Here is a 19,417-nt window from a genome sequence, read left to right as displayed (position 1 = left end):
TATCCTCCTTCACCGATAAGCGAGCTTGTGACTTTATTTATTTATCTTATGATCAAAGCTTGAGAACTTTGGAAAAATGGCTTGCATTTTCTCCTTTAGTCCGCAGGCTTCGTCTATAATTTTGACGTTTTTACTGATCGTGGCCACAGACACTCCGTACCGCTGAGCCAGCTCCTGATAGGAGATCGCCCTCCGGTGCATTTTGGCTGTCAAATATTCCAATGCCGCCGCCCAGCCTTCAACTTTGTTGATTTTCGGTTCCCGATCAGGGTACACGCGCGAAAGGTACTCCACCCAAAGCGTCTGAAGGTCATACTGCTGCACCATATCGTACCGCCGGCTCATTTCAGTCATGGCCATCTCCATAATCTGCTGCCATTTGGCCTGCCATACCGGGAGATTCGGTGAAAAAGGGGAGGCAGGTACAGTCAGCTTCCGACCATCCAGTACCGCCGTTACGGGCTCATGCACCCCGATGTTGCGAAGCACGAAGATGGCCACCTTTTTCAGGTAATCATCCTCAGCGGGCTCTTGTATAAATTCAAGCAAAGCTTCGCGCACCTCGCTGTCAGCGATTAGGCCGAATGCTTGGATTACTTGCAGCTTAGTTTCCATATCTCCGTGGCGAAGTGCCCAGAAAAAGGATGACCTAACCAGCGGATCCCTTTTCAAATGATCGGGAAGGCCTTCCGTCGACTTTTCCAAGCCGCGAAACTGCTCTTCGAACGGCAGGTGGTAGTGATAGCTGACCGGCGGTTTAACGTGCTCATCGCGAGACTTCTCCAGCAGCGTTAAGTAGAATCCGGGAATTTCCGAGCCCTGATCGAACTTCTGCGCCTGTCGCCATTGTCGTTCCGCTTCGTCATAGCGCTTCGTATTGTAAGCTGCCACTGCCGTGTAGTGGAACAAACAAGGGTCGAGGCCCGCCTCTCCCGTTTTTAGCAATCTTTTAAATAAACGGTAGGCCGTCTCATGCTCGCTTAAGATGCCCATCGTGGTCGCAAGCTTAAACACATGATCCTGATGAAAAGGATACATCTTGCGCAGCACCGCAAGCAGTTCGCCGAGCTTGTCTTTATCGCCAAAATGTTGATAAAATATCGCCAAATTGCACAGCGCGTGCAGGTTGCCGTGTTCCAGCTCAAGCACCTGTCGAATCATATCAACTGACTTGTCGAAATGCCCCATATAATAGTAGGCGAGTGCCAGATTGTTACGGGCAGCCATAAAGTCCGGATACTTCTTGATAATATTCTCCAAAATTCGCACAGCTTCGCCAAACTTGCCTTCCTCCAACATAGAGCGGGCGCGGTCGTGCTCGAACATGCCCTCGCGGCTCTTAATGGAAGTAAGCTGAGTGGGACGATCCAGCTCGTAAGCGAGCAGCTCGATCATCTCTTCGGACTCCTCAAGAAACTGCCCGGCTTCATCGTTCTCCAAGTAGTGGATGATAGCCTTCTCCGCCGACTCGTAGTTTTCCATATTGGCAAAATTGTTAGCCATGTAGAAATAACATTCTGTCATCTGAGGGTCAATTTGGTCCAGCACATGCTGAAGTACGCGGTTCGATTCCTCATAATTTCCCATCTCCGAGAGAAGGCCCGCCAAATTACAATGGTTCACCGGATTTTCCGGCTCATATTCGGCCGCCCGACGAAAATACTTGAGTGCCTTATCATAATGATATCTGTCCAGAGACTGAACGGCTCGCTCGAAAAAGAACGTGGCATCCATTTTCATCGAGATCACTTTGGCGGGTTGTGTTGGGTTGGCACGCTTTTTCTTCTCCATTAAAATAAGGCACCTCCGGTTCCGTCTGGAATATACAAGAAACCAGCGTTATTGCGTGGCAATTGAAAAGCTTCTAACAAAAGTATAGCACACTCCTGCTCAAATGCTAAGTGATACGATCAAACGCCACCATATTTGAATAGTGAGCTAATTGATCCACCGTTCTTGATAATGCTGATCGCGCGCGACAAAAGCGGCGCTACGCTGAGTACTGTAAAACGGGCCGAGTGGTCCTCAGGTATGGCAATTGAGTCGGTGATTACGACTTCCTTGATGTTGGGGTGATCCAGCCGCTGCAGGGCCGGGCCTGAGAATACAGGGTGCGTTGCCAGTATATAAGCGTCGTTGGCGCCTCTCTCCTTGAGGCTCTCAACCACGTTAACAATCGTCGTGCCCGTATCGATTAAGTCCTCGATGATTACCGGAGTTTTGCCTTCGACATCACCGATGACGTGCGTAACTACCGCTTCGTTATGGGCGTAACGCTTTTTGAACATCATCGCGATCGGCGCTCCCAGCACGTTAGCCAAGTTTTCCGTCCGTGTAACGCCGCCCGCGTCCGGGGAGACGACGATTAGATTCTCGAGGTTTTTCTTTTTAATATGTGCACTCAACAAATCCAGCCCAGTCAAATGGTCCACCGGAATGTCGAAAAATCCTTGTATCGCCGGAGCATGCAAATCAATCGTAATCACGCGGTCAGCACCGGCGGCATTCATCAAGTCGGCCACCAGCTTGGCAGTGATCGGCTCACGTGGCGCTGCTTTCCGCTCCTGACGGGAATAACCATAGTAAGGGACAACCAAATTGATCGTTCTGGCCGAAGCCCGTTTGGCTGCATCCATCATTACCAGCAGTTCCATGAAATGCTCGTTGATCGGATGGGAAAACGTCTGTACCAGAAACACATCGCAGTTTCGCATACTTTCTTCATAAAGACAGTAAATTTCGCCGCTTTTGAATCGAGACAACTTAACCTTGCCGAGCGGCACATTCAGTTCCTTGCAAATCCTTTCGGCCAGTTTGGGATTGGAAGAGCCCGAAAAGACTTTAAAATTGTCGCTGTACATGGTTACCTCCGCTATGGATTGTTTACGTTCACGTGTGCAGAACGTTCCCAGAACGTCATGGCAGGGACGTTGTACGTATAGTGCGTCATGGTGGAATCTCTTGTGTAGCAACTCGAAACCATATTAGAACACCAACAGTCATTATACATAAACAAAGTTCACAACTCCATTATACATGAAAAAAACTCATTAAGAAAAAGGCGTTTCGGTGAAAATAACAGGTCCTTTATGTCTAATATTTCATGTTATGGTCTAATTTGCATAGACAGCATGCCTCTTTGCCGGTTCCTGAAAGTCGCGAGCTCGTTAAAGCCGATATCTTGTAACATCGCCACCGCTTGATCGAGAAATTGCGCCAGCCGTTCGGGCTGATGTGCATCCGAACCGAGCGTAACGGGAATGCCGAGTTCGCGGCACTTTTCCAACATTCGGCGGCTGGGAAACATTTCATTCGCAGGCATACGCAAGCCGGATGCGTTAAGTTCGATAGCCATATCCGCCGCCTTCACCGCATACAGCACATCGTCCTCCAGATGAGTCGCACTTCGCTCCGGCTTAAAGCCAAACCGTTTGATAACATCAATGTGCCCTATATAATCGAAAAAACCCGTGCGGACCGCTTTATTTACCGCATCATAATATTGTACATACACCTCATACGGGTCACGGCCTTCCCAGCCCGCGAGTTGACGGTGATCGGTAATATCCCACTCTCCAAGAAAATGCACGGACCCAATGACATAATCCCATGGGTAAGCCGTCACGATTTGTTCTATTTCTTTCTCGTACCCCTCGATATAATCACCTTCCAAGCCTACGCGGATGTCAATTTGCCCCTTGTACTGCTGCTGCAGCCGCAAAGCCTCCTCGGCATATCTCGGCAGCTCCTCCATCGGCATAGCCATGCCGGGAAGATAGGTGGCGGGGTCTACATGCAGTAAGGGCATGTGATCGGAAAGGCCCAACTGGGTCAATCCGAGCTCAATGCCCTTTTGCACGTATTCCTCCAGCTCGCCCGACGCATGCCCGCAGCGGACATGGTGGGTATGATAATCGATGAGCATGGGAATCTCTCCTGTTTATTTTTTGGAATTGTGGCGCTTATCCAGCTCACGCAGCACATCGTCGAGCGGAAGCTTGGCTTCGCGCAGCAATACCATGGTATGAAAAATAAGGTCGCTGGTTTCACAGCGCAGCTCGACGCTGTCGCGGTTTTTGGCGGCAATGATCACCTCGGCGCTTTCTTCGCCGACCTTCTTCAGTATTTTGTCGATCCCTTTTTCGAATAAATATGTCGTATAAGAGCCCTCCGGACGCTCCGCTTCGCGCTGTGCAATCACGGATTCCAGCTTAGACAGCATCGCAAAACGGTCTCCAGCCGCACCGGCGTCTTGTGCCAACTGCTGCTCACCCGCCTGTCCTGCCACCGGCACTTCGTGCTGGAAGCAGCTGTATTTGCCCGTATGGCACGCGGGACCGATTTGCTCTACCAGAACCAGCAATGTGTCGCCATCGCAATCGTACTTCAACGACCTGACTTTTTGAATGTTGCCCGAGGTCGCCCCCTTGTGCCACAGTTCGCTGCGCGAACGGCTCCAAAACCAAGACTGGCCGGATTCAAGCGTGAGCTTCAAGGAATCCAGATTCATGTAAGCCATCATCAGCACGTCTTTGCTGGCTGCATCTTGAATAATCGCCGGTACCAGCCCGTTCGTATCCCACTTAATAGCTGCCTCTAACTGCTCAATATTCGCAACGGCCGGCTGGCCGTCCGGTTGCTGTATGTTATCGTTGCTCACCGGATCTCCACTCCTTTACTTCTAAGGCTATCTTTGACCTCTTGTATGGTTAGCTCTTTGTAATGAAAAATAGTTGCCGCTAGCCCCGCATCCGCCTTACCTTCGGTAAACACATCATAGAAGTGCTCCGTCGTGCCGGCACCTCCGGAAGCGATAACCGGTATGCCAACGCTGTCCGACACCGCCTTGGTCAGCGGCAGATCAAAACCGTCCTTTGTACCATCTGCATCCATGCTGGTCAGCAAAATCTCCCCCGCCCCGAGCGTTTCGACCCGTTTGGCCCACTCTAATGCCTTAATCCCCGTCTCCTTGCGCCCGCCGTGGGTAAATACTTCCCATTCACCCCAAGCCGGATTATAACGGGCATCGATTGCGACTACGATACACTGTACGCCGAAGCGCCGGGCTCCATCCGAAATCAATTGGGGATTTGTCACTGCAGCCGTATTGATACCGATCTTATCCGCCCCGGCACGAAGCAGGCGCTTCATGTCATCCACACTGGATATTCCGCCGCCTACCGTAAACGGGATGGTAATTTCGCCAGCGGTCTTCTTGACTACCTCCACCATCGTGGCACGACCCTCTACCGAAGCCGAGATATCGAGAAAGACCAGTTCATCGGCGCCTTCGCGGTCATAGATCGCAGCTAGCTCCACGGGATCGCCGGCATCGCGCAAGTTCACGAAGTTAACACCCTTAACCACGCGGCCATCTTTCACATCCAAGCACGGTATGATCCGTTTTGCCAGCATTCTTTTTCACTCTCCCTCAGCGAATTGAAACTACTATTTACGAGTCCCGGCACAGAAACCGAGAAAATTGCCAAGCAGTTGCATGCCGGTCTCACCGCTTTTCTCCGGATGAAACTGCATTCCGAACACATTGTCCCGGCCGACAATCGCTGCCACCTGCTCATTGTAATCAGTGACGGCGAGCAGATCCGAAGACTGTTCCGGCAGTGCGTAGTACGAATGAACAAAGTAGACGTGTCCTTCAGCCACATTGGCGAACAGCGGGCTCGGTTGCTTATACTCCAGTCGGTTCCAACCCATGTGCGGTACCTTGTATCTGCCGTTGAAGCGCACAACCCGCCCTGGTAGTAAATTGAGTCCCTCATAGGAGCCGTGCTCCTCACTGCGGGTGAACAGCAGCTGCATGCCCAGGCAAATGCCAAGCAGCGGTTTGCCGTTCGCCGCATAGCGCCGCGCCGTATCATCCAAGCCCGTTTCCCGCAGCTGCTGCATGGCATCTCCGAACGCGCCGACGCCCGGCAGGATCGAACCATCGGCCTGCATGATTTCCGCTTCATTGCTTGTCACCAGCGCCTGGTAGCCAAGCCGTTCCACCGCTTTGCTCACGCTGTGCAGATTGCCCATGCCGTAATCAAAGATCGCGATCATGCTACAGTACTCCCTTCGTCGACGGTACGCCTTTCACCCGGGGATCAATCGTGGTCGCCTCGTCAATCGCGCGTCCGAGAGCTTTGAAGATGGCTTCGATCATGTGATGTGTGTTTTGTCCATAATGCACGATGACGTGCAGAGTAATTCTGGCTTCCAAAGCGAGCTTCCACAGAAATTCGTGCACCATTTCGGTTGAGAAGCTGCCGACCTGTTGGGAAGGGTACTGCGCTCGATACTCAAAATGCGGGCGATTGCTGATATCAATCACGACCTGAGCCAAAGCCTCGTCCATAGGGATGAAGACGTTGGCGTACCGTTTAATACCTTTCTTTTCGCCCAATGCTTCACGCAGCGTCTGGCCTAGACAGATACCGATATCCTCCACCGTGTGGTGATCGTCGATATCAACATCTCCGACCGCCTTAACCTGCAAATCGAACTGGCCATGCTTGGTGAATAAATCCAACATATGATTCAGGAATGGTACGTCAGTTTCAATCTCGGAAATACCGGTACCATCTACGTTAAAGGACAGTTGAATGTCAGTTTCATTAGTTTCGCGTGCAATCCGAGACGAGCGTGTGCTTTGCTGCTGTTCAGCCACGGGCAATCCCTTCTTTCTGCAATCTTATTTGAATGGCTCTCGCATGTGCTTCCAAGCCTTCATGCCGGGCCAGCGCCATAATTTTATCACCATTCTGCTGTATTGCTTCCTTGCTATAATAGATGACACTGGATTTCTTCATAAAATGATCCACATTGAGCGGGGACGAAAACCGTGCCGTTCCATTGGTCGGAAGCACATGGTTGGGGCCCGCGAAATAATCCCCTACCGGCTCCGAGCTGTAAGGTCCCAGGAAAATGGCGCCAGCGTTCTCAATCGCGCTCAAGTGCTGGAACGGATCCGCAGCGAGAATCTCAAGGTGCTCCGGTGCCAGTTGATTGACGACACGTACGCCCGCTTCGAGTGTTGCGACCGTCAGAATTACACCGTTGTCGCGGATCGACTTCTCCGCTATGGCCCGCCGCGGGAGCGACTCCAGCTGCCGGTCGACCTCGGCGGCTACCGCCTTCGCCAGAGCCGCCGACGGCGTCACCAGAATCGCCGAGGCCATCTCGTCGTGCTCGGCCTGGGACAGAAGATCCGCCGCTACGTAAGCCGGATCGGCCGTATCATCGGCAAGCACCACGATCTCACTCGGTCCCGCGATGCTGTCGATATCCACAACGCCGAACACGTAACGCTTAGCCAGAGCGACGTAGATGTTGCCCGGGCCTACGATTTTATCAGCCGCGGGGATCGACTCCGTGCCGTATGCGAGCGCTGCTACTGCTTGAGCTCCGCCGACACGGTAAATCTCGCTCACGCCCGCTTCTGCAGCAGCTACGAGTATGTGCGGGTCAATGCCTGCCACCCCGGCTGTAGCCGGCGGCGTTACCATTACGATCTCCGGCACACCGGCGACCTGGGCCGGAATGGCGTTCATCAGGACGGAAGACGGGTATGCTGCCTTTCCGCCCGGAACATACAATCCGACCCGCCGCAGCGGTCGCATGATTTGCCCCAGGATGCTGCCGTCGGCCTGCAGATCCATCCAAGACGTGCGCTTCTGCTTCTCATGGAAGCGCCGAATATTGTCCGCCGCCTCCCGGATGGCGGCGAGAAAGCTCTCGTCCACCCTGGCATAGGCGGCCTGGATTTCCGCTTCGCTCACGCGGAGTTGGTCGACCGTCACACCGTCGAACTCCTGAGCGAAGCTTCTCAGCGCCGCATCCCCTTCGCTGCGCACGTGTTCAATAATGCTCTTCACGCGGCGGTTCTGCTCCTCCGAACCGTACACCACCTGGCGCTCCAGCGCAAACGCGCCTGCCGGCATGATCTTCATCCCACATCCCCCTTATCGCTGATAGGCCGCAGGCCTACGTTGACATCTATTTTATAACGAGCGCACGTACTGCTGTGAACACGTATTCGCTTGGCTGCAGTCACACAGGGCGATTGCACCTTAGCTGTACCGCACATCCACATACACGAACTTCACTGCACGACACATAACACCAACATGACTGTACTACAACATACACCAACCTCTGTGTGGCACGCTCGCTTCGTTTGGCATCTACGTTACAGTGTGAACATTCACGCTATGCTCTCCCGCTGGCAACAATCAACCGCTGCAATCGGTCACACAGTGTCTGAATCGTCTCATTCTTCAAGCGGTAGCTCACTCGATTCGCGATTAACCGGCTTGTAATAGCAAAAATCTGCTCCTGCTCTACCAAACCGTTCTCGCGCAATGTTTGTCCCGTCTCAACCATATCCACAATTCGGTCGGCCAGTCCGATGAGAGGCGCCAATTCGATTGACCCGTTCAGCTTGATAACCTCAACCTGCTGACCCTGTTCACGAAAATACTGTGAAGCCACATTCGGGTACTTCGTCGCCACACGAGGGTTCAACATAGGCTGCCAGTCGGGTAGGCCGATCACGGACATCCGGCAGCGGGCGATACCTAGATCGAGCAGCTCGTAAACGTTGCGGTTTTCTTCCATCAACACATCCTTGCCGACCACCCCGATGTCCGCAACTCCATATTCCACGTAGGTTGGGACGTCCACAGGTTTAGCCATAATGAATTCCATATGAGCTTCAGGCACCGCAATGATGAGCTTCCGGGAGTCGTCGATATCGTCGGGAATCTCTAGCCCCGCTTCGCGAAACAGCTTAGAGGCCTGCTTATATATACGCCCTTTGGGCATGGCTACCTTCAATACATCCTGCATGTCCTCACTCCTCTATACTAGCTCGATCACGTCTTGATACAGCACTCCATTTACCAGATAGCTGTCGTCACCCTGCCGGATTACTTTCACCGCTTGAGCTCCATCCTCGCGCAATCGAGTCTCGACCACTGCACCTTCCCGCGCGCGCAGCTCCCCGGCGATCTTGAATGCTTCTGCACGGCGTGATGCCGAATAAACCACCAGCTGCCGGTGAGTTGGCCGATCCGGCCGCGTGCCTACTACTTCCAGTATACGGTTAGTCTTCAACGCAAAGCCGGTAGCCGGCGCCGGACGGCCGAAATGAGTGAGTAAGTTGTCATAGCGCCCCCCGTTGCAAACCGGAAAACCAAGATCCGCGGCATAGCCTTCAAAAGTCATCCCCGTGTAATAAGAGAAATCCCCGATCATCGTCAGATCAATCATCACATGGTCACTCACGCCATACGCTTGCAACACATCCCAAACCTGGCATAAATGGGATATTGACTTTTGGGCCGTGGGATCTGCCGTCACTTGCCGCGCTTGCTCGCAAATCTCCTGCCCCCCCCGCAATCTGAGAACACCCTCCAGCTCCTGACTAACTGTGTCAGGCAATGCTAATGACCTGATAATCTCCCGATAGCCGACGTGATCGCGGTTCAACAGACATCGCTTGAGACTGTGCTGCGCATCCTTATGCTCCTGGAGCGTTTCCTCGAACAGTCCCGTGAGGAAACCTACATGGCCAAGCGCGATCTTAAATTCCTGAACTCCTGCGGCTTGCAGACAGGCGATCGCTAACGCAATAACCTCTGCGTCCGACTCCGAAGAGGCATCCCCTACCAGTTCGACACCGGTTTGGAAAAATTCCGCATCCCGCCCGGCTTCCTCTTCAATAGCCCGAAACACATTCGCATGATAGGACAACCGGATCGGAAAAGGCTGCTCCTGCAGCAGCGAGGATACGACACGTGCAATCGGCGCAGTCATATCAGAACGCATAACCAGTGTTGTACCCTTACGGTCCAACAGTTTGAACAACTTCCTGTCCTCCGTGGAGCTGGCCACCCCCACCGTATCATAAAATTCCAACGTCGGCGTCATAATTTCCCGGTAACCCCAGCTCTCCATACATTGAAGCACATTCGTTTCTATGGCACGCAGCTTGCCCACGGCCTCCGGCAGATAGTCCTTTACGCCGGCCGGTTTTTCAAACACTTTCGGTTTCGACACATGCTCACCCGCCTATCAGTAACCTTTATAAGTAATAATTCGCTTTAGCGCGATAATATGCTACCATACTACCAAAATAAAGAATGTAATCGTAAGTTTATCATCCAAACCTGATTGCGTCAATGAAAACTGTGTGCTAGAAGCAGAAAATTTCCCCTGCATAACCGGCTTAGCCATCCCTTGCTGTCACCGTTTGCGCCCCAAAACTCGATGGGGTAACCCGCACGGGAGCCAGCCGCCGAAGGTGCCTTCCTCTAGCTTGGTCTCACACACACAGCGCCTTCTCACGCTCGGTCCCTACGAACGGCTTGCTCCTGTGGTATAACACCGTGCACCGCTCCCTCTTACGCTTGGTTTGCCATGTGCGGCTTATGCTTGCGCTATAACACCGTGCAACGATCCCTCTTAGGCTTGGTGTGGCCAAGTGCGGCTTACTCAACGCTTGACACCGCGTGCCGGCTCATTCCTCCGCTCTAACATCCTCCCGAATCACCTGCAGTGGATTGCCCGCCACGAAGCTGTATGGAGCGACGTCCTTATGTACAACTGAGCCCGCAGCCACAACCGCGTGATCCCCAATCGTAACGCCCGGCAAAATCGTGGTATTTGCACCGATCATCACATGCGAACCAATCCTGACGCTGCCAAGACGATATTCTTCTATCAGGTACTCGTGCGTTAAAATAGTTGAATTATAACCGATGATCGTGTTCTCCCCAACCTGAATCCGCTCTGGAAAGAACACATCTACCATGACCATTAAAGCAAAGGAGGTATGCTCTCCCACCTTCATCCCAAGCACGTTGCGATATATCCAACGCTTAAAGGGCAAAGAGGGCGCATACCGTGAAATTTGAATGAATATAAAGTTACGAATCGCCTTCCACCGGCTGATGGTGCTGTACACCTGCCACAGCGAGTTCGGACCTTGCACCGGATACTTATCCGTTTGTCTCAATATGCATCCCCTCGACTCCAACGATCGGCAATAGCTCCCGGATATCGTTGATGATATAAGCGGGCTTATACTGCTGCAAATAATCTATTCCTTTCAACGACCAAGCTACCGCTGCGCAAGGGATTCCCGCGTTGTGCGCCGCCTCGATGTCATAATGGCTGTCACCTACCATGAGGGCTCCGTCTGTGGAGGTGCCTAGCTGCGTGAGAGCCTTGTGTATGCCTTCAGGGTCAGGTTTAGGCCGCTCGACATCATCCACGGTCACTATGGTGTCAAAGTAATCGTACATGCCGCAAAATTTCAGACCCATCTCCGTGGTCAGCCTTATTTTGCTGGTCACGACCCCCAGCTTGATTCCTGCAGCGTGCAGCTCGGCCAAGGTCTCGCGTACCTGTGGAAAACCTGTTACAAACTCATCGTGCCGTGCAATATTGAACTTGCGATATTTTTTGATTAACTCGTCGACATCGTCTTGGCCTGAAAATAATCTCATTTGTTCTACAAGAGGCCTGCCCATGTTTGGAATGATGTATTCCCGCGTCAAGGGTTCAGGAGTGAGCCCCTCAAAAGTGTGCAGGTAAGACTGAATGATCAATTCATTCGTGTCGATAATCGTACCGTCCAAATCAAACAATACCGTATGGATCATACGTGACTCCGGCTCCTTCTTTGTCATTTCAACCTCTTTTTTCTAGCCAGGTGGCACTCACATATCTCGGCTCAAGCACCGAAGACTAATTTCATGAGGTTAACTGTTAATGTGTCATCCTATTAATGGCGTGAATAGTTTTTCTGTGCGACGGTGAACGGTGCAGGCACGAATCTTTGGGTACTCACACGTTCTCGTTCGTGCTCAACTGCTGAGACTTGTCTGCCGTCCGTGCGCCATCGGATTTTTCCGGCTGTGTCGGCCCGGATGCTGTAGTACTCGTTCGCGGTTGCAGCTCTGGATCACCGTCGGTTGGCTTCGTCAATTCAGCAGTAGGCGTAGGTTCATTGGTTTGCTCATGCGCCCCGCCGATCCGTTCGATCGGATCAGCGTAGCGGACCGCTGCGGCACCGCTTTTTCGACGATACACAATCAGCGCTATGGCAGCAAGCACAATGAGGACGGACAACAGTTGGGATATCCGCACATTGCCCCCGTAAGTCATGTAGCCCGGCTCAAATCCTAGCCAATGCATGGGCACCCATAGCGCATCCATGAACGAGGCCAGCCACTCCGGACCTTCGAAATCCAAGCTGTCAGTCCGCAGTCCTTCGATGAAGAATCGTCCGATAGAATACCAAATGAAATAACTGATGAACAGTTCGCCGGCTCTGAGGAATGGTCGTCTCCGCAGCCACAGCAGCAGCAGCAGACCAGTTACGTTCCATAAGGACTCATATAAAAAAGTCGGGTGGTAAAATTGACCCTTGATATACATCTGACTGATGATAAACTCAGGCAAATGCAGCGCACTGCGCAAAAATTCCTCACTGACAGGGCCGCCATGCGCTTCTTGGTTCATGAAATTGCCCCAACGGCCAATCGCTTGCCCGATAATTAAACCAGGCGCACAAATATCTGCAATTCGCCAGAACGAATAACCCATACGGCGAACGTAAAAGACAGCAGCAATAATCGCGCCGATCAATGCCCCGTAAATAGCTATCCCGCCGTGCCACACCATGAATATCTCCAGCGGGTTATCTCTATAGTCCTCCCATTTGAAGGCTACATAATAGATCCTAGCGCCGATGATCGCCGAAGGTACGCCAAGCAGTACCAAATCCATAAAAAAATCAGGATTCATACCGAATCGTTTTCCTTCCTGAATGGCGAGCATCAACCCTGCCATCGCCGCTACACCGAGGATAATGCCGTACCAGTTAACGGTCAGTGCACCGATTGTGAATGCCACCGGATTAAGTGCTAAAAACATACAGTTCCTCCTTTCGATTATCTACTATTATTTCCTATTCCATATCGTCCATATCTTCCGCCAACGATTCAGTTAGTTTGTTCGTGAACTGCAGCGCTGCATTATAACCCATCCTTTTGAGACGGTAATTCATGGCGGCAACCTCGATGATCACCGCCAAGTTACGGCCGGGACGCACCGGTATGGTTACCAACGGCAGATCTGTGTCAATGATGCGCGTGGTCTCTTCGTCCAAGCCGAGCCGATCGTACTGTTTGTCCTGCTGCCATGTTTCGAGCTTGACAACTACGGATATTTTCTTGACATTACGAATGGCACCAGCGCCGAATAATGTCATCATATTGATGATGCCGACCCCGCGAATTTCTAACAGATGGCGTATAAGCTCGGGAGCGTTTCCTATCAGCACGTGATCAGCGGTTTGCCGTATTTCCACAGCGTCGTCTGCGATCAAACGGTGCCCTCTTTTAACGAGCTCGAGTGCGGTTTCACTTTTCCCAATACCGCTTGATCCCGAAATAAGCATACCAATGCCGTATACATCGACAAGCACCCCATGAATAGTAGTCGAGGGGGCCAATTTATTCTCCAAAAAGCCGGTGATACGGCTTGCCAAAATCGTTGTTGCAGTCGGGGTTCTTAACACGGGAATGCCTTGATCCGAGGCTGCTGACACGAGCTCCTCGGGGACATCCAACCCTCGGCTGATCAAAAAACACGGCGTATCGTCGTAAGCACACAGGCGATTCATGCGATCCATGCGCTCGGCTGGTGATAAGCCGTTGAAAAACGTTAATTCCGTCCTGCCTAATATTTGAACACGCTCGGATGGGTGAAACTCATAATAGCCGGCCATCTCTAAGCCTGGACGGTACAAGTCGGCCGTTGTGATCGGCCGTTTCAGCCCACCTTCGCCGCAAATCACTTCCAAATCGAACTCGGCTACCAGATCGGACACTTTCACTTTTTTCGACATGTTGTTCCGTCTCCTTCGTTTTCCCAATACCCCCATCGTATAAAAAAAGCTGTGATAAATCAACCGAAAGGGGGAAAATAACAATCCCAAGCACACGACGAAAAAGACCAGTCGCTATCGACTGGCCTTCCCGATCAACGGATTACTTGTTATTCAGGATGGACAATGTAGTTTCTTGGTCAAAGAAATGAACTTTGTTCATATCCAATGCCAATTTAACTTGTGTGTTCTCCACGATACCGGCACGGCCGTCAACACGAGCCACCACATTTCCTTTGCCAAGACCGCTCAAGTGCAGGATCATTTCATGACCCAGGTTCTCAGAAACTTCAACGTTAGCAGTGACCACGGTGTTAGGTGATGCTTCGAGGAACACTGGCTCTTCGTGCAAGTCTTCAGGACGAATACCAAGCACAACGGACTTCCCAACGTAGCCGTTTTCGCGAATGCCTTTTGCTTTACCTTCCGGTAGGGCCACTTTTACACCCTCTGCATTAAAGTACAACGTGCCGCCTTCATCTGAAAATCCTCCACTGATAAAGTTCATGGACGGGGATCCGATAAAGCCCGCTACGAACATGTTCACAGGATGATTATAAATCTCTTCAGGCGTAGCCGCTTGCTGGATGATTCCTTTTTCCATAACGACGATACGATCGCCCATTGTCATAGCTTCGGTTTGGTCGTGCGTTACGTAAATCGTCGTAACTTCTAAACGCTTAGCCAACTTCTGGATTTCAGCACGCATTTGTACGCGCAATTTGGCATCCAAGTTGGAGAGCGGTTCATCCATCAAAAACACTTGCGGTTCACGTACGATCGCCCGACCCAAGGCTACACGCTGGCGTTGACCACCGGAAAGAGCCTTTGGCTTACGATCCAACAAGTGTGTGATATCAAGGATTCTAGCCGCCTCTTGCACACGGGCGTCGATGTCGGCTTTTTTGAACTTACGCAGTTTTAAACCGAAAGCCATGTTTTGATACACGCTCATATGCGGATACAACGCGTAGGATTGGAACACCATCGCAATATCACGGTCTTTCGGTGCTACGTCATTCACCAAGCGATCGCCGATGTACAGTTCGCCTTCAGTGATTTCTTCCAAGCCCGCAATCATACGAAGAGTTGTGGACTTACCGCAACCAGAAGCGCCTACAAGAACCAAAAACTCTTTGTCCTTGATTTCAAGATGAAAATCTTTCACCGTAGCTTCCTCTGCACCAGCGTATTTCTTCACGATGTGGTTTAAGCGTACACCTGCCATGGTTTAATTCCTCCTACATATTTAGTATCAGCTTTATGTACCCATCATACCGTACCTCCCATCGCGTGACTATGCACAATGTTCACAAAAAAATCAGTTTCTTTTCGTTACTTTATACAATAACAGCGCGATCTTGACCAACACCGCATCGTTGAACGTGCGCACATCCAGCCCGGTCTCCTGCTTAAATTTGTCGAGCCGGTAGAGCAGCGTGTTACGGTGAATGTAGAGCTTCTTCGCCGTTTCGCTGACGTTGCAATCCAGCTGAAAAAAATGCTCCAGCGTTGTGGTCGTTTCCGTATCGAGAACCGCATCCAGACGCTTCAGCACGCGTTCTAAAAATTGTGTTTTGTCCGCCTCCGGAATCAAGTTGATCAACTTCTCCAACTGCAGCTGCCACGGAAAATGTATATTATTTCCCACATGATAGGTGCGGCCCAGCATCATCGTCTCCCTTAGCTGCAGTACGGTCGAGTACAGCGATTTGGCCGGCACGGTCGGATAGCTCACCGCCAAGTGGCACTCACCAACCCATTCATTTTCCAGCATTTCGTGCAATCCGTGACCGATCGAGGCCAGCGTGTCCTCGAGACATTCCTCCTCCAGATCACGGTCATCCGTGGTACCCATAGTCAGGAGCCTTTCTGAGCCCAAAATTAACCATTCCTTGTCCATCAGGGGAATTAACGTCAACTCCGAGTCGAAAAATGATTCCAGCAGCTTCTTTAATTCCTTATAGCTGACCCGGCGCGGCTGTGAATAATCTCCGTATAATAACAATGGAATTTTTGTACTATATAATGATAGCTGTGTTACGATCGAGTCCGGCAGTTCAGCATGAGTTAAACCAAGTTCCTGCTGCCGCTTAAACCAATCCCGCACTATTACCGCTGTGCGTTCATCGTCACTGACCTCGGGACTGTTTTTGGTCGCCGCCAGCCTAGATTCGAGCATAAGCTCCACCAACTGCCGTTCGGTCGGCGTAATGCTGCGCGCAGCAACGGACAGGATCACCGCCGCATCCCCCTGTTTCTCAACAAAAAATAACACATCTCCATCTGCCACCATACTTTTGGTAACGCTTCTCTTGCCCTGAGCTGTTTGACCAGTCCGGCTAACCCAGTCTGCCCCACTCATTTTAGACAAATGTATAGGTACGCCCAAGATCTCTTCAAGCTGCTTCCTCAACGGCTCCCAGTCCATATCCCGAACTCCCCACATAAGATATTTGTCTCTACAAGATGTATCGTAATTTATCATAGCAGAAAAAGACATCCCATTAAATCATTGATTCTTCTATTAAGATGGAATGAGCGTACGTCGTGTCGGCCGGTGCTTCTTCCTGCGATGATTGCACCGCCCGCGCCGGATATTATCTGCATGATTGGAGACAATTTAACGTGTTAACGCCCTGCCACAGGGACTGACAGAAAGGGTGATCAGCATTATTACTCTACCGTACGGTAAAAGCACCTTGGAGTTCTCTATCTCTCCACTATCTGCAGACACGATTACATACTCACATAAAAATGCAGCCGTCAGCGCAGACACGTCAGCATCACGCATACGCCACGCATTGGTTGAGCCGCACGGCACCGCACCGCTTCGTGTACTTGCGCGCGGCAAGCAGCGCGTGGTTATTCTCATAAGCGACGGCACCCGCTTAAGCCCAAGCGCCGTCCTGCTGCCTGAGATCTTACACGAACTTAACGAAGCCGGCGTGCCTGACGATGCTGTAGACGTCATTATCGCACTAGGCATGCACCGCAAACATACGGAAGCGGAGATTAAAGAGCTCGTAGGCAGCGATACATTCCATCGCGTCCGCATACACAATCATTCAGCGGCAGAGCAAGATTGCGTGAGGCTGGGTGTGACTTCTGCAGGTACCCCAATTGAAATCAATCGCACCGCCACAAAAGCGGATTTGCGTATAGCGACCGGTAATATCGAACCCCATGCGCTGGTTGGCATATCGGGAGGAGTAAAAGCTTTGATCCCCGGCATTGCCAGCCGAAACTGCATAGAACATAACCATAGTCTATCGCTTCAGCACACACCCATAGTAGGACAGCCGGATAATGCGATACATCGCGATTTGGAAGAGGCTCTGAATTTCATCAGCATCGACTTTTTGCTCAATGTGGTAGTGGACCACAACCAAAACGTGATGGAAGCCGTCGCAGGAGATCCCGTGACTGCCCATAGAATAGGTGTCACTTTGGCGGAGTGCTACTTTTTGGTGCCCGTAGATCAGCTGTATGATATAGTGCTTGTTTCACCGGGCGGTCATCCAAAGGACATTCAGCTGTATCAAGCGATTAAATCTCTGCGCAACGCTGCCACCATCACAAAACCCGGCGGAACGATCCTAATGGCCGCAGAATGCTCCGAGATGTTCGGCAATGGGCTCTTTCAATTCTGGGTGGAAACAAAAGACCGGGAGCATGCGGTGGCTTCATTGAAGCAGCAATTTGTGCTAGGGCCGCACAAGGTCTTGCATGTGGACGAAGTAATAAGCAAACATACCGTATACTTAAAATCAACCGTCCCCCAGCCGCTGGTCAAATTGCTAGGTTTCGAGCCTGTGGATGACTTGCGCAGCAGCTTTAAGCACATAATTTCAAACAGTGTTAGTCCCAGCATTGCAGTCATGCCGCATGGCGCTCTCACTTATCCTGTAGTGAAAAACAATTGAAGGATGATTTGCAAGGAACTACAATGGAGCATGTAGGCTATTGAGAGAGGAGAACTGCAGTATGGCGATCGTGGAATTGACCATCATACCAGTCGGGACAGGCTCCACCAGTGTTAGTCAGTATGTCGCAGATATCCAACGGACGCTGAAAGATACCCCTGAGCCAATTCAGTACCAGATGACGCCGATGAGTACGATTATAGAAGGCGACTTGGAGGATTTACTCATAGTCCTTCGCAGGCTGCACGAAGTCCCATTTCACAATGGTGCACAGCGGGTATCCACCTCGATTAAAATCGATGACCGCCGAGATCAAATATCATCAATGCAGCAAAAACTACAGTCGGTGGAAGACAAATTGCAGTGATCACACGAACAAAAAAAAAGACCCCTCACGGGTCCTTTTTTTGTGCGATTTGTACGTATGAATGAGTCATGTAGGATTCGAACCTACGACACCCTGATTAAAAGTCAGGTGCTCTACCGGCTGAGCTAATGACTCACAATGATGGTGGAGGCTGATGGATTCGAACCACCGAACTCGTAGAGAGCAGATTTACAGTCTGCCGTGTTTAGCCACTTCACTAAGCCTCCATCTATCAACCTTCACTGCGAGTGCAGATCAGCTAATGGTGGCTCGGGACGGAATCGAACCGCCGACACGAGGATTTTCAGTCCTCTGCTCTACCGACTGAGCTACCGAGCCATATGTTGTGTAAGAATTTCGTTCATATCATGGCGGAGCCGACGGGATTCGAACCCGCGGTCTCCTGCGTGACAGGCAGGCATGTTAGGCCTCTACACCACGGCTCCGCAATGTGACTTACATGGTGCCGCCGAGAGGACTTGAACCCCCAACCTACTGATTACAAGTCAGTTGCTCTACCAATTGAGCTACAGCGGCATATGTACCTTCACTCTTAAGAGATTGCCATTATGTAAAAGTTGCAAAAGTATGAATCTCTCAATCAGAGTGCAAGAGTTTAATAGAAATGGTGGAGGCTGACGGGATCGAACCGCCGACCCTCTGCTTGTAAGGCAGATGCTCTCCCAGCTGAGCTAAGCCTCCATGCTGTCGTGGCACAAATTAAATCATATCATGTCTCGAGAAAGTAAGTCAAGTGGAAAATTAAAATGGTAGCGGCGAAGGGAATCGAACCCCCGACCTCACGGGTATGAACCGTACGCTCTAGCCAGCTGAGCTACACCGCCATATAGTATAGAGAAGCGGGTTGTGTCTGCCCTAACATCCAATTGGGTAACATACGGAGAGAGAGGGATTCGAACCCTCGCACCACTTACGCAGTCTAACCCCTTAGCAGAGGGTCCCCTTATAGCCACTTGGGTATCTCTCCAAAGTAGAACAATGTTATTGTTCCCTAAAAACTAGAACCGAAACAACAGCGTGAGCAACGCTTGCTCTGTGCATGCGTGTTGGCATGACAGTAAGTTGGATAAGCCCTCGACCGATTAGTATTCGTCAGCTGCACACGTTACCGTGCTTCCACCCCGAACCTATCAACCTCGTCGT

Annotated in this window: 18 protein-coding genes, 8 tRNA genes and 1 rRNA gene; 2 read left to right on the top strand and 25 right to left on the bottom strand. The window is 51.3% G+C overall.

Going from position 1 to position 19,417, the window contains the following annotated elements:
• Positions 1–33 precede the first annotated feature (33 nt).
• The 16 genes from CBW46_RS19030 to CBW46_RS18955 form a co-directional block, all read right to left on the bottom strand.
• Complete coding sequence (locus tag CBW46_RS19030) at positions 34–1,791, bottom strand: tetratricopeptide repeat protein (protein ID WP_089201549.1); 1,758 nt, start codon at positions 1,789–1,791, stop codon at positions 34–36.
• Between the two features lie 119 nt (positions 1,792–1,910).
• Complete coding sequence (locus tag CBW46_RS19025) at positions 1,911–2,861, bottom strand: ribose-phosphate diphosphokinase (RefSeq protein ID WP_089201548.1); 951 nt, start codon at positions 2,859–2,861, stop codon at positions 1,911–1,913.
• 245 nt (positions 2,862–3,106) lie between these two features.
• Entirely contained in the window at positions 3,107–3,925 is an 819-nt protein-coding gene (hisJ, locus tag CBW46_RS19020; protein ID WP_089201547.1) for a histidinol-phosphatase HisJ, read from the bottom strand.
• 15 nt (positions 3,926–3,940) lie between these two features.
• Positions 3,941–4,660 carry a bifunctional phosphoribosyl-AMP cyclohydrolase/phosphoribosyl-ATP diphosphatase HisIE gene (hisIE, locus tag CBW46_RS19015; RefSeq protein ID WP_243633403.1) on the bottom strand — a complete coding sequence of 240 codons (720 nt, stop codon included), beginning with the start codon at positions 4,658–4,660 and terminating at the stop codon, positions 3,941–3,943.
• On the bottom strand, positions 4,657–5,415 hold the full coding sequence (gene hisF, locus CBW46_RS19010; protein WP_089201546.1) for an imidazole glycerol phosphate synthase subunit HisF: 759 nt from the start codon (positions 5,413–5,415) through the stop codon (positions 4,657–4,659). Before hisF ends, hisIE begins: the two co-directional genes overlap by 4 nt.
• A gap of 33 nt (positions 5,416–5,448) precedes the next feature.
• A complete protein-coding gene (gene hisH, locus CBW46_RS19005; protein ID WP_089201545.1) occupies positions 5,449–6,063 on the bottom strand; it encodes an imidazole glycerol phosphate synthase subunit HisH in 615 nt (204 codons plus the stop codon).
• Between the two features lies 1 nt (position 6,064).
• Entirely contained in the window at positions 6,065–6,670 is a 606-nt protein-coding gene (hisB, locus tag CBW46_RS19000) for an imidazoleglycerol-phosphate dehydratase HisB (protein ID WP_089201544.1), read from the bottom strand.
• Positions 6,663–7,952: a histidinol dehydrogenase gene (gene hisD, locus CBW46_RS18995; RefSeq protein WP_089201543.1), complete on the bottom strand. Its 1,290-nt coding sequence runs from the start codon at positions 7,950–7,952 to the stop codon at positions 6,663–6,665. The genes hisB and hisD overlap by 8 nt, the downstream gene beginning before the upstream one ends.
• 259 nt (positions 7,953–8,211) lie before the next feature.
• A complete protein-coding gene (hisG, locus tag CBW46_RS18990) occupies positions 8,212–8,850 on the bottom strand; it encodes an ATP phosphoribosyltransferase (protein ID WP_089201542.1) in 639 nt (212 codons plus the stop codon).
• 12 nt (positions 8,851–8,862) lie between these two features.
• Positions 8,863–10,062 (bottom strand): ATP phosphoribosyltransferase regulatory subunit, encoded by a 1,200-nt coding sequence (locus tag CBW46_RS18985; RefSeq protein ID WP_089201541.1) that lies wholly within the window; start codon positions 10,060–10,062, stop codon positions 8,863–8,865.
• 460 nt (positions 10,063–10,522) lie between these two features.
• The gene (locus CBW46_RS18980; protein WP_089201540.1) at positions 10,523–11,020 is read right to left on the bottom strand and encodes an acyltransferase; all 498 of its coding nucleotides are present in this window, start codon (positions 11,018–11,020) and stop codon (positions 10,523–10,525) included.
• On the bottom strand, positions 11,004–11,669 hold the full coding sequence (gene ppaX, locus CBW46_RS18975) for a pyrophosphatase PpaX (protein WP_089201595.1): 666 nt from the start codon (positions 11,667–11,669) through the stop codon (positions 11,004–11,006). Before ppaX ends, CBW46_RS18980 begins: the two co-directional genes overlap by 17 nt.
• Before the next feature lie 184 nt (positions 11,670–11,853).
• Entirely contained in the window at positions 11,854–12,945 is a 1,092-nt protein-coding gene (lgt, locus tag CBW46_RS18970; RefSeq protein WP_089201539.1) for a prolipoprotein diacylglyceryl transferase, read from the bottom strand.
• A 34-nt stretch (positions 12,946–12,979) separates the two neighbouring features.
• Positions 12,980–13,921 carry an HPr(Ser) kinase/phosphatase gene (gene hprK, locus CBW46_RS18965; protein ID WP_089201538.1) on the bottom strand — a complete coding sequence of 314 codons (942 nt, stop codon included), beginning with the start codon at positions 13,919–13,921 and terminating at the stop codon, positions 12,980–12,982.
• Positions 13,922–14,063: 142 nt separating this feature from the next.
• Positions 14,064–15,188, bottom strand: a complete 1,125-nt coding sequence (locus CBW46_RS18960) for an ABC transporter ATP-binding protein (protein ID WP_089201537.1) — start codon at positions 15,186–15,188, stop codon at positions 14,064–14,066.
• A 93-nt stretch (positions 15,189–15,281) separates the two neighbouring features.
• Positions 15,282–16,391 (bottom strand): PucR family transcriptional regulator, encoded by a 1,110-nt coding sequence (locus CBW46_RS18955; protein ID WP_089201536.1) that lies wholly within the window; start codon positions 16,389–16,391, stop codon positions 15,282–15,284.
• Positions 16,392–16,623: 232 nt separating this feature from the next.
• On the opposite strand from CBW46_RS18955, the gene CBW46_RS18950 reads away from it, so the two are divergent.
• Both CBW46_RS18950 and CBW46_RS18945 read left to right on the top strand, forming a co-directional pair.
• Positions 16,624–17,886: a nickel-dependent lactate racemase family protein gene (locus tag CBW46_RS18950; protein ID WP_243633402.1), complete on the top strand. Its 1,263-nt coding sequence runs from the start codon at positions 16,624–16,626 to the stop codon at positions 17,884–17,886.
• 61 nt (positions 17,887–17,947) lie between these two features.
• Positions 17,948–18,253: an MTH1187 family thiamine-binding protein gene (locus CBW46_RS18945; protein WP_089201535.1), complete on the top strand. Its 306-nt coding sequence runs from the start codon at positions 17,948–17,950 to the stop codon at positions 18,251–18,253.
• Positions 18,254–18,315: 62 nt separating this feature from the next.
• Here CBW46_RS18945 and CBW46_RS18940 read toward each other — a convergent pair.
• The 9 genes from CBW46_RS18940 to CBW46_RS18900 all read right to left on the bottom strand — a co-directional run.
• Positions 18,316–18,388, bottom strand: a tRNA-Lys gene (locus CBW46_RS18940).
• A gap of 7 nt (positions 18,389–18,395) precedes the next feature.
• Positions 18,396–18,480, bottom strand: a tRNA-Tyr gene (locus CBW46_RS18935).
• Positions 18,481–18,516: 36 nt separating this feature from the next.
• Positions 18,517–18,592: transfer RNA gene (locus tag CBW46_RS18930), tRNA-Phe, on the bottom strand.
• A gap of 30 nt (positions 18,593–18,622) precedes the next feature.
• A tRNA-Asp gene (locus CBW46_RS18925) sits at positions 18,623–18,699 on the bottom strand.
• Between the two features lie 15 nt (positions 18,700–18,714).
• A tRNA-Thr gene (locus tag CBW46_RS18920) sits at positions 18,715–18,790 on the bottom strand.
• An 89-nt stretch (positions 18,791–18,879) separates the two neighbouring features.
• A tRNA-Val gene (locus CBW46_RS18915) sits at positions 18,880–18,955 on the bottom strand.
• Positions 18,956–19,021: 66 nt separating this feature from the next.
• A tRNA-Met gene (locus tag CBW46_RS18910) sits at positions 19,022–19,098 on the bottom strand.
• A 54-nt stretch (positions 19,099–19,152) separates the two neighbouring features.
• Positions 19,153–19,241 (bottom strand) — tRNA-Ser (locus CBW46_RS18905).
• A 95-nt stretch (positions 19,242–19,336) separates the two neighbouring features.
• A 23S ribosomal RNA gene (locus CBW46_RS18900) occupies positions 19,337–19,417 on the bottom strand; the annotation flags it as partial.

Origin of the sequence: Paenibacillus xerothermodurans (assembly GCF_002220865.2) — a bacterium.
Classification (GTDB): domain Bacteria; phylum Bacillota; class Bacilli; order Paenibacillales; family NBRC-103111; genus Paenibacillus_S; species Paenibacillus_S xerothermodurans.
The sequence above is the reverse complement of the archived record's forward strand: the minus strand, read 5'-3'. Positions and strand labels throughout refer to the sequence as shown.

What these genes read in the sequence shown, in the direction of transcription:
- hisF (WP_089201546.1), bottom strand. Translation starts at nt 5,415, where the DNA reads ATGCTGGCAAAACGGATCATACCGTGCTTGGATGTGAAAGATGGCCGC.
- CBW46_RS19025 (WP_089201548.1), bottom strand. Translation starts at nt 2,861, where the DNA reads ATGTACAGCGACAATTTTAAAGTCTTTTCGGGCTCTTCCAATCCCAAA.
- hisD (WP_089201543.1), bottom strand. Translation starts at nt 7,952, where the DNA reads ATGAAGATCATGCCGGCAGGCGCGTTTGCGCTGGAGCGCCAGGTGGTG.
- CBW46_RS18955 (WP_089201536.1), bottom strand. Translation starts at nt 16,391, where the DNA reads ATGGACTGGGAGCCGTTGAGGAAGCAGCTTGAAGAGATCTTGGGCGTA.
- CBW46_RS18945 (WP_089201535.1), top strand. Translation starts at nt 17,948, where the DNA reads ATGGCGATCGTGGAATTGACCATCATACCAGTCGGGACAGGCTCCACC.
- hisJ (WP_089201547.1), bottom strand. Translation starts at nt 3,925, where the DNA reads ATGCTCATCGATTATCATACCCACCATGTCCGCTGCGGGCATGCGTCG.
- CBW46_RS19030 (WP_089201549.1), bottom strand. Translation starts at nt 1,791, where the DNA reads ATGGAGAAGAAAAAGCGTGCCAACCCAACACAACCCGCCAAAGTGATC.
- hprK (WP_089201538.1), bottom strand. Translation starts at nt 13,921, where the DNA reads ATGTCGAAAAAAGTGAAAGTGTCCGATCTGGTAGCCGAGTTCGATTTG.
- CBW46_RS18960 (WP_089201537.1), bottom strand. Translation starts at nt 15,188, where the DNA reads ATGGCAGGTGTACGCTTAAACCACATCGTGAAGAAATACGCTGGTGCA.
- hisG (WP_089201542.1), bottom strand. Translation starts at nt 8,850, where the DNA reads ATGCAGGATGTATTGAAGGTAGCCATGCCCAAAGGGCGTATATATAAG.
- ppaX (WP_089201595.1), bottom strand. Translation starts at nt 11,669, where the DNA reads ATGATCCATACGGTATTGTTTGATTTGGACGGTACGATTATCGACACG.
- hisH (WP_089201545.1), bottom strand. Translation starts at nt 6,063, where the DNA reads ATGATCGCGATCTTTGATTACGGCATGGGCAATCTGCACAGCGTGAGC.
- lgt (WP_089201539.1), bottom strand. Translation starts at nt 12,945, where the DNA reads ATGTTTTTAGCACTTAATCCGGTGGCATTCACAATCGGTGCACTGACC.